At 65.6% G+C, this 13,280-nt stretch carries 14 protein-coding genes and 1 riboswitch; of the genes, 4 read left to right on the forward strand and 10 right to left on the reverse strand.

The features are described 5' to 3' along the window. Window positions 1–39: 39 nt before the first annotated feature. From tpx to aroQ, 10 genes are all read right to left on the reverse strand, one after another. Complete coding sequence (gene tpx / locus EL388_RS10270) at window positions 40–561, reverse strand: thiol peroxidase (RefSeq protein ID WP_126463185.1); 522 nt, start codon at window positions 559–561, stop codon at window positions 40–42. A gap of 21 nt (window positions 562–582) precedes the next feature. Then, complete coding sequence (gene gcvPA / locus EL388_RS10275; RefSeq protein ID WP_126463187.1) at window positions 583–1,974, reverse strand: aminomethyl-transferring glycine dehydrogenase subunit GcvPA; 1,392 nt, start codon at window positions 1,972–1,974, stop codon at window positions 583–585. Between the two features lies 1 nt (window position 1,975). Further along, a complete protein-coding gene (gcvH, locus tag EL388_RS10280; RefSeq protein ID WP_126463189.1) occupies window positions 1,976–2,365 on the reverse strand; it encodes a glycine cleavage system protein GcvH in 390 nt (129 codons plus the stop codon). A gap of 78 nt (window positions 2,366–2,443) precedes the next feature. Further along, window positions 2,444–3,595, reverse strand: a complete 1,152-nt coding sequence (gcvT, locus tag EL388_RS10285; RefSeq protein WP_126463191.1) for a glycine cleavage system aminomethyltransferase GcvT — start codon at window positions 3,593–3,595, stop codon at window positions 2,444–2,446. Between the two features lie 6 nt (window positions 3,596–3,601). Further along, window positions 3,602–4,570, reverse strand: coding sequence for a lipoyl synthase (gene lipA / locus EL388_RS10290; protein WP_232019116.1), 969 nt, complete (start codon window positions 4,568–4,570; stop codon window positions 3,602–3,604). A gap of 199 nt (window positions 4,571–4,769) precedes the next feature. Continuing rightward, a riboswitch (glycine riboswitch) is annotated at window positions 4,770–4,858 on the reverse strand. A gap of 89 nt (window positions 4,859–4,947) precedes the next feature. Further along, window positions 4,948–5,886 (reverse strand): DUF3426 domain-containing protein, encoded by a 939-nt coding sequence (locus EL388_RS10295; protein ID WP_126463193.1) that lies wholly within the window; start codon window positions 5,884–5,886, stop codon window positions 4,948–4,950. Continuing rightward, window positions 5,880–6,836 (reverse strand): 50S ribosomal protein L11 methyltransferase, encoded by a 957-nt coding sequence (gene prmA / locus EL388_RS10300; RefSeq protein WP_126463195.1) that lies wholly within the window; start codon window positions 6,834–6,836, stop codon window positions 5,880–5,882. The genes EL388_RS10295 and prmA overlap by 7 nt, the downstream gene beginning before the upstream one ends. Before the next feature lie 15 nt (window positions 6,837–6,851). Next, on the reverse strand, window positions 6,852–8,198 hold the full coding sequence (accC, locus tag EL388_RS10305) for an acetyl-CoA carboxylase biotin carboxylase subunit (RefSeq protein WP_126463197.1): 1,347 nt from the start codon (window positions 8,196–8,198) through the stop codon (window positions 6,852–6,854). A gap of 14 nt (window positions 8,199–8,212) precedes the next feature. Then, window positions 8,213–8,671 carry an acetyl-CoA carboxylase biotin carboxyl carrier protein gene (accB, locus tag EL388_RS10310; RefSeq protein ID WP_126464081.1) on the reverse strand — a complete coding sequence of 153 codons (459 nt, stop codon included), beginning with the start codon at window positions 8,669–8,671 and terminating at the stop codon, window positions 8,213–8,215. A gap of 5 nt (window positions 8,672–8,676) precedes the next feature. Continuing rightward, complete coding sequence (gene aroQ / locus EL388_RS10315; RefSeq protein WP_126463199.1) at window positions 8,677–9,162, reverse strand: type II 3-dehydroquinate dehydratase; 486 nt, start codon at window positions 9,160–9,162, stop codon at window positions 8,677–8,679. A gap of 128 nt (window positions 9,163–9,290) precedes the next feature. On the opposite strand from aroQ, the gene EL388_RS10320 reads away from it, so the two are divergent. From EL388_RS10320 to EL388_RS10335, 4 genes are read left to right on the forward strand one after another with little or no spacing between them, the layout of a single operon-like run. Then, window positions 9,291–10,214: a mitochondrial fission ELM1 family protein gene (locus EL388_RS10320; protein WP_126463201.1), complete on the forward strand. Its 924-nt coding sequence runs from the start codon at window positions 9,291–9,293 to the stop codon at window positions 10,212–10,214. Next, window positions 10,207–11,352 carry a glycosyltransferase family 4 protein gene (locus EL388_RS10325; protein WP_232019118.1) on the forward strand — a complete coding sequence of 382 codons (1,146 nt, stop codon included), beginning with the start codon at window positions 10,207–10,209 and terminating at the stop codon, window positions 11,350–11,352. Before EL388_RS10320 ends, EL388_RS10325 begins: the two co-directional genes overlap by 8 nt. Further along, entirely contained in the window at window positions 11,312–12,565 is a 1,254-nt protein-coding gene (locus EL388_RS10330) for an O-antigen ligase family protein (protein ID WP_126463203.1), read from the forward strand. Before EL388_RS10325 ends, EL388_RS10330 begins: the two co-directional genes overlap by 41 nt. A 59-nt stretch (window positions 12,566–12,624) precedes the next feature. Further along, window positions 12,625–13,257: a class I SAM-dependent methyltransferase gene (locus tag EL388_RS10335; RefSeq protein ID WP_165919170.1), complete on the forward strand. Its 633-nt coding sequence runs from the start codon at window positions 12,625–12,627 to the stop codon at window positions 13,255–13,257. Window positions 13,258–13,280 lie beyond the last annotated feature (23 nt).

Below are 13,280 nucleotides of genomic sequence, written 5' to 3' on the forward strand. Positions count from 1 at the left end.
TCAGATGGAGTGGCGCCCTCGGATGGGTGATGGCGGGGCCTACTTCTTTTCCTGGGTTGCTTCGCGGAAGGCGTCGAGCAGCGCGCCGTAGTCGGGTTCCTGCTTGATCTCGGGCACCAGCTCCGAATAGATCACCTTGTCCTCCTCGTCGAGCAGGATCACCGCCCGGGCCAGCAGGCCGGCCAGCGGCGGGTCCATGATCATGACGCCGTACTGCTTGTTGAAGTCGCGGCCGCGCATGGTCGACAGGGTGATCACGTTGTCCAGCCCCTCGGCGCCGCAGAAGCGGGCCTGGGCGAAGGGCAGGTCGGCCGAGATCACCAGGATGACGGTGTTCGGCAGCTCGTTGGCCACCGCGTTGAACTTGCGGGTCGAGGCCTGGCACACCGGGGTATCCAGGCTGGGCACGATGTTGAGGATCTTCTTCTTGCCCCAGAACTGGGACAGGGAGACATCGTTCAGATCCTTGTCGACCAGCATGAAGCTGGGTGCGGTATCGCCCGGCCGGGGGAAGTTGCCGCCGACCTGAACCTTTTCGCCACCTAGGGTCACGATTGCCATGGTTGCCTCCTGTCTAAACGGTTAGGACTTGTAAGCACACGGTGGAGCTTCCCGCCGACGGCTCAGGATACGCTCCAATTGTTGCGCATATCGGTCGAGGTCGCCAGCCGTCTTGGTCTCGGTGGCGCAGACCAGGATGGCGTCGTCCATGCCCGAATAGTCGCGGCCAAGGGCGTAGCCGCCGAGGATGCCCTGGGCGCGCAGGGCACGCAGCACCTCGCCTGCGTCACTGCCCAGGCGCAGCACCGCCTCGTGGAAGAACGGCCCGTTGTGGGCACGACTCACACCCGGAATCGCGCTGAGTTTCTCGACCAGTGCCTTGGTGTTGGCATGCGAGGCCAGGGCCACGCGCCTCAAGCCCTCGGCACCGAGCAGCGACATGTGGATGGTCGCCGCCGTCACCAGCAGGCCCTGGTTGGTGCAGATGTTGGAGGTGGCCTTGGACCGGCGGATGTGCTGCTCGCGCGCCTGCAGGGTGAGCACGAAGCCGGACTTGCCGTCGCGGTCGACCGTGCGGCCGACGATGCGGCCGGGCATCTGCCGGGCCAGCGCCTGTTTGCAGGTCATGAAGCCGAAATAGGGGCCGCCGGAAGCGAGCGGCACCCCCAGGGGCTGACCGTCGCCGACGCAGATGTCGGCGCCCTGCCCGCCCCAGCTACCCGGCGCCTTGAGCAGGGCCAGGCTCAGCGGGTTGACCACGGCGATGGCGAGCATATTGTTGCTGTGCGCCCAATCGGTCAGCGTATCGACCGCCTCCAGGCCGCCGAAGAAGTTGGGCTGCGGGATCACCAGGCCGGCGGCGGCCTGGCCCGCGTAGGGCGCGAGCGCCTCGACCGGCGTGGTGCCGCTGGCGGGGTCGAAGGGAACCTCGACCAGCTCGATGTTCTGGTTCTTCACCACCGCCCGGGTCACGGCGCGATAGCGCGGATGCAGCGCGGCCGGCACCAGCACGCGGCGCGAGCCGTTCTTGGCGGCGCGCACGGCCATGAGCACCGCCTCGGCCAGCCCGGAGGCGCCATCGTAGAGCGAGGCATTGGAGACATCGAGCCCGGTCAGCCGGGTCATCATGGTCTGGTATTCGTAGATCAGCTGCAGCGTGCCTTGGCTGGCCTCGGCCTGGTATGGCGTGTAGGCCGAATAGAACTCGCCACGGCTGACGATCTGCCAGACCGCCGCCGGGATGTGGTGCTCGTAGGCGCCGGCGCCGATGAAGTTGAGATAAAAGCCGTCCTGCGCCGCCCGCTCGTGCATGAGTCGAGTCACCGCCATCTCCGGCTCGCCGGCGGGAACGGCCTCGAGGCCGCCGCATTTGAGCTCGGCCGGGATCTCGTCGAACAGCTCTTCGATCGACTTGGCGCCGATGCTCGCGAGCATCGCGGCCACGTCTTCCTCGGTGTGCGGAATGAACGGCATATCAGTGCGCTTCGGATTCCACGTGGGCCTGGTAGGCGGCGGCGTCGAGCAGGCCGTTCAGATCGGCCGCGTTGTCCGGCTTGAGCTTGAACATCCAGGCGCCGTAGGCGTCCTTGTTGATGCTCTCGGGGCTGGCCTCGACGTCGCCGTTCACCGCCACCACCTCGCCGGCGATCGGGGCGTAGACATCAGAGGCGGCCTTGACCGATTCGACCACGGCGCACTCCTCGCCCGCGGCCAGCTTGCGGCCGACGGTGGGGTTCTCGACGAAGACCATGTCGCCCAAGAGGTCCTGGGCATGGTGGGTGATGCCCACGGTCACCGTGCCGTCGGCCTCGAGCCGGGCCCATTCGTGGGACTTGGTGTACTTCAGATCGGCGGGGATGCTCATCGTGTTTCTCCGAAACGAGTTTCAAGTTGGCCGTCGACAGTCATCAGAAAAAATCCAACTGACGACTGCAAACCGACGCTAAATCATTGCCTTGCCGTTGCGCACGAAGGGGTATTTCACCACACGTGCCTTCAATCGTTTATCGCGAATTTCCACTTCCACCTCGTCGCCCAGGTTGACGCCGACCGGGATGCGGGCCAGGGCAACGGAGGCATTGAGGGTGGGGCTGAACGAACCGCTGGTGATCTCGCCTGCGCCCTCGCGGGTGAGCACATGCTGGTGTGCGCGCAGCACGCCCTTGTCCAGCAGCAGGAGGCCGACCAGCTGCCGGCTGACCGGCAGGCGCAGCAGCGAATCCTTGCCGACGAAGTCTCGCTCGCTCTTCAGGTCCACCGTCCAGGCCAGGCCGGATTCCAGCGGCGTCGTGGTCTCGTCCATGTCCTGGCCATACAGGTTCATGCCAGCCTCCAGGCGCAGGGTGTCGCGGGCGCCCAGGCCGCAGGGCTTGACCCCGACATCGAGCAGGGCCTGCCAGAAAAAGGGCGCGGCCTTGGCCGGCAGCATGATCTCGAAGCCATCCTCGCCGGTGTAGCCGGTGCGGGCGACGAACATCTGGCCGATCATGACGGCGGTGAACGGCTTCATCGGCCGGGTCAGCTCCTCGCTGCCGGGCAGGGCCTGCCACAGCTTCTCGGCGGCCTTGGGGCCCTGCACCGCGATCATGGCCAGGTCGCGCAGCGGCTTGATCTCCAGGCCGGGCGCGAACTTGTGGCTCTGGCCGCCCGACGAGTCGGGCTTGACATTCGCTTCGCTCATGTTAGCCGCCGCCGAAAGAAACTTTTCGCGCTGGGTCTCCATCCAGGCCAGGTCCTTGTCGGCGCAGCCGGCGTTGACCACCAGGCGGAACCAGGATTCGGTCATGAAGTAGACGATGAGGTCGTCGACCACGCCGCCGCCCTCGTGCAGCATGCAGGTGTAGAGCGCGCGCCCGGTCGTCTGCAGCTTGTCGACGTTGTTGGCGACCAGCTTTTTCAGAAAGGCGCGGGCGCCCTCGCCCTTGATGTCGACCGGCAGCATATGCGAGACGTCGAACATGCCGGCGTCACGCCGCACGATGTTGTGCTCCTCGATCTGCGAGCCGTAGTGGATGGGCATCTCCCAGCCGGAGAAGTCGACCAGCTTGGCGTTGGCCTCGCGGTGTTTCGCATTGAGCGGGGTTTGTTTGAGCATGCGTCTTCAGCCTTCGGTTTTCAGTTGGCAGTCGACAGCGACAGGTAGTGCTTTTACTGCAAGCTGACCACTGCCAACTGCCAACTGGATTTCTTCCGCGTAATAGGAGCTGCGCACCAGCGGCCCGGCCTTGACCCAGGCAAAGCCCAGCTCGCGCGCGGCCGCCTCGTAGTCGGCGAATTCGTCCGGGTGGACATAGCGGGCGACCGGCAGGTTGTCGAGCGCGGGGCGCAGGTACTGGCCCAGAGAAACACGACTGACACCCGCCGCGCGCAGGTCGCGCAGCACGGCCAGCACCTCTTCTTGCGTCTCGCCCAGGCCGAGCATCAGCGCCGATTTGGCTTCGATGCCGGGTTGCTGCGCAGCGAGGGCCAGCAGTTCCAACGAGCGCTCGTACTTGGCGCCCTTGCGCGCCTCGCGATAGAAACGGGGCACGGTCTCGACGTTGTGGCCCCAGACCAGATCGCGCCGCGCGCCTTCCGGCAGCCTGGCCAGGGTGTCGTTGAACACGCGCACGGCATTGGCCTGGGTGTGGCGGAAATCGGGGGTGAGGAACTCGACGCCGATGCCGGGCTTGCGCGCGCGCAACTCGCGCAGGGTTTCGGCGAAGGCGAAGGCGCCGCCATCGTCAAGGTCATCGCGGTTGACCGAGGTCAGCACCACGTAATCGAGACCCATGGCGATCACCGACTCGGCCACGCGGCGCGGCTCGTCGGCATCGAACCAGGTCGGCCGGCCGGTCTTCACCGCGCAGAAGGCGCAGGCCCGGGTGCAGGTGTCGCCCAGCAGCATGAAGGTGGCGGTGCCGCGGCTCCAGCATTCGCCGCGGTTGGGGCAGCGGGCCTCTTCGCACACGGTGTGCAGGCCCTGGCCATGCACCGCCTGGCGGGTGGCCGGGAAGTGCGCCTCGCGACCGAGGTTCTGGCGGATCCAGACCGGCATGCGGGTAAGGTTGCGTTGAGTTGCAGTCTGCAAGGCAGGCTCCAGAAACGAATTCAAGGGTGCTGCTGCAAAGCCTGAGCCGGCTTCACTCGCACGCACCCCTCTGTCCTGGTACCTGAGAGATTAGCCCCATCGGTGGTCGTCAATTCCCTCTCCAGCTCCCCCGCTTGCGGGCGAGGGGGACGAGGTGTCGCTTGCGCGACCCGGATTGAACGACGCTCTCCAGAGTTGCCCGAATCCCGCGGTCCTTTTGCCTGAGCGATTGCGGGTGAGTTGCGCCTTCGGCGACACGCGCTGCGTGTTCTCTCCCACGGGAACGATGGCTGGCCCGGACTATACCGGAGGCCGCCCACGGGCAGCAAGCTCTTCCCCACCCCTCCCCATAAATGGGGAGGCTGGGAGGGGGAATTTCAGGGGTATTCCAGGGCGACCCGATAACCGGCCGCGGTGAGGCTGGCCAGGTCCAGATCGAGCTGGACTTCGTATTCCTGGCCGGCCTTGATGCCCGAGGTATTGAGATGCCGGGCCGGCAGATACTCGCGCGGGGCGAACACCCGCTGGGCCAGGGGCTTGTCGCGCAGGTCGGTCAGGGTCAGCACCAGGTGCGGCCAGGCCATGGCCTGATCGGCCCGGTTGCTGAAGGCCACGCGCAGGCGGGCGCTGGCCGGGCTTTCCGGATCGGTCTCCAGCGAGGAAGACTCCACCCGCAGCGCGTCGCGGTCGCGCGGCAGCGGCACCTGGCAGCCGAAGGGGGCGCAGGCCGCCTCGAGATAGGGCCGCAGCACGGGCTGCCAGGCCGCCAGCGGGCTGCGCAGGAAATACAAGGCCTGGGCGATGAGCAGCAGCACGAGCAAGGTGGCGAACAGGCCGCGGACCACGCCTTGCCAGCCGGCCTTCTCCCGCACCGGCAATTCGGAGAGCAGGATGCTGTCCGGGCTTTCCGGCTCCCGCGTGGCTTCTTCCAGCCAGGGCGGCAACTCGACCGGCTCGACCGGCGGCTCTTCGCGATAGGCGGCCAGGCCGGCCAGGATGTCGGCCCGCAGGTCGGGCTCCGGTGCCGGTTCGGGTTCGGGCGGCTCCAGCTTGAACTTGAGGTCGAGCCGGGGCTCCTGCCGCTGCCCCGGCAGCTCGGCAGCCGGCTCGGGTTCCGGCACGGCGGGCGCAGGCGCGGCGACGGGTGGGGTCTCAGGCCCCGCCTCGGCCGGCGGCACGCGGATCTCGGGCAGCAGGGCGTCGTAGGCGTTGAACACCGCGTTGCAGTGACCGCAGCGGACCAAGCCGCGCTTGGCGTCGAGCTGCTCCTGGCTGATGCGGAAGGTGGTGCGGCACTCGGGGCAGGCGGTCAGCATCGCTTCACCCCCTCCAGGCAGACCCAGCCCTCCTCCGTCGCCCACAGCCGCATGTCGAAGGCGCTGGCGTAGGCGGCGAGGATCTCGTCGGCCTGGGCCTCGAGGATGCCGGACAGCGCGATGCGGCCGCCGCAGCGCACGCGCGCCGCCAGCAGCGGCAGCAGGGCCCGCAGCGGATTGGTCAGGATGTTGGCGACCAGGATGTCGTATATCGCCTTGGGCTCAGCAATTGCCCCCTCCCCCTCTGGGGGAGGGTTGGGGCTGAGGGAATCCGGCAACTTGGGCAACTCATCGGCCAAGCAAAACATGGCCTCGATCTTATTGCGCTCGGCGTTGTCGCGCGAGGCCGTGACGGCCTGCGGGTCGATATCGACCCCGACCACCCGGCCGGCGCCCAGCTTGGCCGCGGCGATGGCCAGGATGCCGGAGCCGCAGCCGTAGTCGAGCACCGATTCCCCACCCCGGATGGCCTGCTCCAGCCAGCGCAGGCAGAGCCGGGTGGTGGGGTGGCTGCCGGTGCCGAAGGCGAGGCCGGGATCGAGTTCGATCGAGATCGCCTGCGGGTCCGGCGCCTGGTGCCAGCTGGGCACGATCCACAGCCGATGCGAGATGCGGATGGGCTCGAACTGGGACTGGGTCAGCCGCACCCAGTCCTGTTCTTCGATTTGTTCGACTTGATAATCGGCGGGCAGCGCCAGCTTGGCCGCGCGCGCGGCCTCGGCCAGCAGCCCGGGCACGTCGGCCTCGGCCGGCAGCAGGGCCTCGACCCAGTTGCGCTGCCAGGACTTGGGCTCGTCCAGGCCGGGCTCGCCGAACTGCGGCTGCTCGGCCTCGGTGCCGGCGTCGCGGTCCTCGATCGAGACCGAGAGCGCGCCGGCCGCCATCAGGGCGTCGGACCAGGCCTCGGCCTGGTCGGCGTCGGCGGGGAGCTTCAGGGAGAGCCAGGCCACCGACGTCTCGCCTCCTTATTTGTGAATGCCGAGTTTCTTCTCGAGGTAATGGATGCTCATGCCGCCCTGCAGCACATTGGCGTCCTGCAGCAGGTCCTGATGCAGCGGGATGTTGGTCTTGATGCCCTCGACGATCATCTCCGACAGCGCGATGCGCATGCGGGCGATGGCCTGCTCGCGGGTGGCGCCGTAGGTGATGAGTTTGCCGATCATGGAATCGTAATGCGGCGGCACCATGTAGTTCTGGTAGACATGGGAGTCGACCCGCACGCCGGGCCCGCCGGGCGCGTGATACAGGGTGATGCGGCCGGGCGAGGGCACGAAGCTGTAGGGGTCCTCGGCGTTGATCCGGCATTCCAGGGCATGGCCCTTGAACTGCACGTCCTTCTGCTTGACCGACAGCTGCTCGCCGGCGGCGATGCGGATGCTCTCCTGCACGATGTCGACGCCGGTGATCAGTTCGGTCACCGGGTGCTCGACCTGGACCCGGGTGTTCATCTCGATGAAGTAGAACTCGCCGTCCTCGTAGAGGAACTCGAAGGTGCCGGCGCCTCTATACCCGATCTGCCGGCAGGCCTCGGCGCAGCGCTCGCCGATCTTGTTGCGCAGCTTGGGATCGAGGCCGGGGGCCGGCGCCTCTTCCAGGATCTTCTGGTGCCGGCGCTGCATGGAGCAGTCGCGCTCGCCCAGGTGCACCGCGTTGCCGTGGGTGTCGGCCAGCACCTGGATTTCGATATGACGCGGATTGAGCAGGTACTTCTCCATGTAGACCACGGGATTGTTGAAGGCCGACTGGGCCTCGCCCTGGGTCAGCTGGATGGCCTGCAACAGATTGGCTTCGGTGTGGACCACGCGCATGCCGCGGCCACCACCGCCGCCGGCCGCCTTGATGATGACCGGATAGCCAATCTCGCGCGCCATGCGCAGGCACTCGTCCGGATCGTCCGGCACCGCACCATCGGAACCGGGCACGCAGGGCACGCCGGACTTCTTCATGGCTTCCTTGGCCGAGACCTTGTCGCCCATCAGGCGAATGGTGTCGGGCCGGGGGCCGATGAAGACGAAGCCGGAGCTTTCCACCCGCTCGGCAAAGTCGGCGTTCTCGGAAAGGAAGCCATAGCCGGGGTGGATGGCCTCGGCGTCGGTGACCTCGGCCGCGGCGATGATGTGCGGCACGTGCAGGTAGCTTTTGACCGAAGGGGCCGGGCCGATGCAGACCGACTCGTCGGCCAGTTTGACGTACTTGGCATCGGCGTCGGCCTCGGAGTGCACGGCCACGGTCTTGATGCCCATCTCGCGACAGGCACGCTGGATTCGGAGGGCAATCTCCCCCCGGTTGGCAATCAGGATTTTTTCAAACATGGCTGGGACTCACCTCAGCCGATGATGAACAGCGGCTCGCCGTATTCGACGGGTTGGCCATTCTCAACCAGGATGGCCTTGATCGTGCCGCCCTGGTCGGCCTCGATCTCGTTCATCAGCTTCATGGCCTCGATGATGCACAGGGTGTCGCCGGCGCTGACCGACTGACCGACCTCGACGAAGGCCTTGGCGCCGGGGCCGGGGGCGCGGTAGAAGGTGCCGACCATGGGCGACTTGACCACGTGACCCTCGGGCAGGCCCGGCTCGGCGGCCTCGGCGGCAGGAGCCGGCTCAGAAACCGGGATGGTCGGCATCGGCGCCATCATGTGCATGGGCATATGGCCCATCATCGACTGGCCACCGGCCACGACGCGGGTGATGCGAACCTTCTCTTCACCCTCGGTGATCTCCAGCTCGGCCACGCCCGAGTCCTGGACCAGGTCGATCAGCTTCTTCAGCTTGCGCAAATCCATTGTCATTACTCCTCCATTGCATTGAGGGCATAGCCCAGGGCGAACAGATAGCCCATGGCGCCCAGGCCGCTGATCACGCCAACCGCCAGATCGGAGAAATAGGAATGATGGCGGAAGCTCTCGCGGGCATGGACGTTGGACAGATGCACCTCGATAAAGGGAATCGCCACCCCGGCCAGGGCGTCACGCAGGGCGACGCTGGTATGGGTGTAGGCGGCGGGATTGATGATGATGAAACCCACACCCTCGGTGCGGGCCTGATGAATTCGGTCGACCAGTTTGCTTTCGGCGTTGCTCTGGAAGGTCTCGACCACGACGCCGCTGGCGGCACCCTGTTCCTTCAGGGCCTGGTCGATGTCGGCCAGGGTCTGGCTGCCATAGTGCTCCGGCTCACGGCTGCCCAAAAGGTTGAGATTGGGACCGTGGAGGACTAGGATTCGGCTCTTGGCCGCCGGGGCCGAAGGCTGCGACGGCGAACGCTTGGTAGGCATGAGCGGGGCCGGCTGGTTGTAAAGAGGCGGCAATTTTCCCGCAATTGGCAGCCAGTTGTCCAGAAGTTGCCGGAAGTTGCCGTTTTTTTGACCAGCCACACCTTATAACTATTTATACTCAGGGCCTTATGCGGTTTTCCCCGGACTCCCCCCTGGTCATTTGGCGCCTGATCGATGGCAAAGCCGGCCATGAAAAGCAGAGCCAAGGCCTGGCAGAGGCATTGGGCCGCCACGTTGCCACCAAGATCCATGAAATTCCAGTGAATTCGCCGCTATCCAGCCTGTTCGACTGGCTGCTCGGCCGTTTTCCCGCCGGCCGCGGCCTGCCCGTCCCCCACTTATTGATAGGTGCCGGCCACCGCACCCATCTCAGCCTGCTCGCCGCTCGGCGCGCCTGGGGCGGCCGGGCCGTGGTGCTGATGCAGCCCAGCCTGCCGCTTTGCCTGTTCGACCTGTGCCTGATCCCGGCCCACGACCAACCTCCGGCACGCAGCAACGTCATCGCCACACGCGGCGCCCTCAATACCGCCCGCCCCAGTCGACAGCACGATGCCGGCCTGGGGCTGATCCTGGTCGGCGGTCCTTCCGGCCATTTTGGCTGGGATAGCCGACAGGTTATTCGCAATATCGCCGAAATTGTCCGAAAGATGCCGGACATCCGCTGGCGCCTGACCACCTCGCGCCGCACCCCGGCCGATTTTCTGGACAGTCTGAGCCGGACCGGGCTGCCGAATCTGGAGATCGTGCCGGCCGACGCCACCCCGCCCGGCTGGCTGGAGACCGAACTGGCCCGCGCCGGCCAGGCCTGGGTGACCGAGGACAGCGTGTCCATGGTCTACGAGGCGCTCACCGCCGGCTGCGCGGTCGGCCTGCTGCGCCTGCCCCGCCAGGGCGACAGCCGGGTCGCCCGCGGCGTCGATCAATTGATCAGCGACAACTGGGTCACCCCGTTCGAGGCCTGGCAGCCGGGTCAACCCCTGCTCGCGGCGCCCGAAGGCTTCGACGAGGCCGAGCGCTGCGCCCGCCGGATCCTGGAAAAGTGGTTTGCCTGACACGATGACGCCCCGACACCGACTCACCGTGGTCCAGGTTTTGCCCGCGCTCGATGCCGGCGGGGTGGAACGCGGCACCCTGGAGGTGGGCAAGTACCTGGTCGAGCACGGCCACCGCTCCATCGTCATCTCGGCTGGCGGCCGTCTGGTCGAGCAACTGATGCGCGAGGGCAGCGAGCACGTGCAATGGGACATCGGCCGCAAAAGCCTGTGGACCCTGCGCCTCGTCCCGCGTCTGCGCCGGTTCCTGCGGGAAAACCGGGTGGACATCCTGCACGTGCGCTCGCGCCTGCCGGCCTGGATTGGCTATCTGGCCTGGCAGGGCATGGACCCCAAGAACCGCCCGCATCTGGTCACCACCGTGCATGGCCCCTACTCGGTCAACCCTTACAGCGCGGTGATGACCCGGGGCGAGCGGGTCATCGTCATCTCCGGGATGATCCGCGACTATGTGCTGAAAAATTACCCCGGGATCGACCCCGGCAGGCTGCGCCTTATTTATAGAGGCGTCGACCCGGCGGCCTTCCCCTACGGCTACCGGCCGTCCCAAGCCTGGCTTGATAGCTGGTATGCAAAGTTCCCGCAGACGCGGGGCAAGCGGCTCATCACCCTGCCGGCCCGCATCACGCGCTGGAAAGGCCAGGAGGATTTCATCGAACTCATCGGCCGGCTCAAGCCCGGCCACCCGGACATCCACGGCCTGATCGTGGGCGAGCCCCACCCGCGGCGCCGGCAATTCCTGGAAGAATTGAAGGCCAAGGTCCATGCGTTCGGCCTGGATGGATCCATCACCTTCACCGGCCACCGCAGCGACCTCAGGGAGATCATGGCGCTCTCGGCCATCGTGCTCTCGCTCTCGCGCGAGCCCGAGGCCTTCGGCCGCACCACGGTCGAGGCCCTGAGCCTGGGCGTGCCGGCGATCGGCTACAATCACGGCGGCGTCGGCGAGCAATTGGCCGCGATCCTGCCCGACGGCGCTGTGCCCGTGGGCGAACTCGATACTGTCGAAACACGAATAAAAAAATGGCTGAACCGGCCACCCCAGATACCGGAGACGCAACCGTTCACCTTGCAGCGGATGCTGGAAAACACCCTGAATGTCTACCTTGAACTTGCTCAAGCCCCATCTTACTGCTGAATCGCTCGCCCGTTTTTTCGGACTGATGCTGATCGCCTGGCAACCCTTCTGGAGCGGCGCACGACTGCCGACGCTGCTGCTGGTTTTGCTGGGCCTCTGGATGCTGTGGCACAAGCGAATCGACTTTTCCTCGACCCCGGTCAAACGCCTGGGCATGGTTTTCCTGCTGCTGGGCGTGCCGGTGTTGATCTCCATTCCCGGCTCTTACGACATCCAGGGCAGCCTCAGCGTCGCCGCCGTCCTGCTGCTGTTCTATATCGCCGGCCTGGCCTTGCTGCAGGGACTCAAACGCAGCGAAGACCAGCAATGGCTGCAGAAGTGGCTATTGATCGTCCTGCTGGCGTGGACGATGGACGGCTGGATTCAATATTTGTTCGGCCGCGATCTGCTTGGCGTGCCATTCGGCGAAGACGGCCGTATCCTGGGGCCATTTGGTGGCAATCTGCATCTGGGCATCTTCCTCACGGTATTGATGCCGGCCACCCTCTGGCATCTGGCCAAAGAACGCCCTTGGGTCGCGCTCGTCATCCTGGCTTTGATCGCCTTCATCGCCGGCATGAGCGGGGCCCGCTCCAATGTCGTCTTTCTGCTGCTGGGCAGCGCCCTTCTGTTTACCCAATTTGCCTGGCGCCAGCGCCTGCTCATGGCGCCCATCCTCGCCGGCATGCTCGCCCTCACCGTCGCGCTGTCGCCCACACTACCTGCCAAAATCAGTCAATTTTCCTCCTTCACTACGAATACCGGCCTCTTCCAGAAGATCGACAACGCCCTGAGCCTGCGCCTCACCATCTGGGAAACCGGCTGGCATATGCTGCAGGACCGGCCGTTCACCGGGGTGGGCACGAGCGCATTCGCCGAAGCTTATGACACATACAGTCCACGCACAGATGACCCATTCCGCAACGGCGGTCCGATGAAGACGCCTTACCACGCCCATCAGATGTATGTCTCCATCGCCGCCGAATCCGGCTGGCCTGGGCTGATCGGCCTGATGGTCGCCATTGGCCTGTGCGCCTCCTGGTTTTTTCGGGCCCCGCAAGCGTATCGCCATCAGGCGGCACCTTATGCCGCCTCACTGGCCGTAATCGTGTTTCCCATCCAGTCCCAGCCGGTGCTCTATACGATCTGGTGGTTTCCCATTGTGTTGCTGCTCTTGTGCAGCATGATTACGAGCCTAAGCCTCCCCACCCCTGCAGAAAAGCCTAAGCAATGAGTCGATTTTGGAAAAACCTATCCCGCCGTCTACGCCTCCCCTTGCATCGCCATTGGGCCATGCGCCGCTTGCGCGAATACCATTCCACACGGCGTTCGTTGGATGAGGTGATCGATTGGGCCATGCATTTCGGCGGCAAGGGCTTGATGAAGGTGCAGACCCTGCAGATACCATGGGAGATCACCCAACTCGCCCGCGCCGTACAAGCCCTGCAACCGAAGGTGATCGTGGAAATCGGCACCGCCCGGGGCGGCACGCTGCTGCTCTGGTCCTACCTGGCCTCGGAAGAAGTGATCGCCTGTGACCTCAATGATATGTCGATCCAAGCCCCCCTGTTCACCCGGTTCCCCCCGCCCGACTCGCGCTGCAAGGTCACCCTGCTCAGCGGCAACTCGCACGAGACGGCGTTCAAACGGCGCGTGGCAACCGCCCTGGCAGGGCGCAAGGCCGACTTCCTGTTCATCGATGGCGACCATACCGTCGACGGCGTGGCGGCCGATTATGAGGACTACCGAGAATTCGTTCGCCCGGGCGGCCTGATCGCCTTCCACGATATCGTCGAGAAACAACCTCTGCCGACCAATCAAGTCGCCCAATTCTGGCAACGAATCAAACATGAAACCGAGACGACGGAATTTATCCACGATCCGCAGCAGTGCGGCTTCGGCATCGGCCTGATCCGGGTCAATTAACCTCAGTCACCCAGTATCGAAAT

Origin of the sequence: Sulfuritortus calidifontis, from assembly GCF_003967275.1 — a bacterium.
GTDB classification, from domain to species: Bacteria; Pseudomonadota; Gammaproteobacteria; order Burkholderiales; family Thiobacillaceae; genus Sulfuritortus; species Sulfuritortus calidifontis.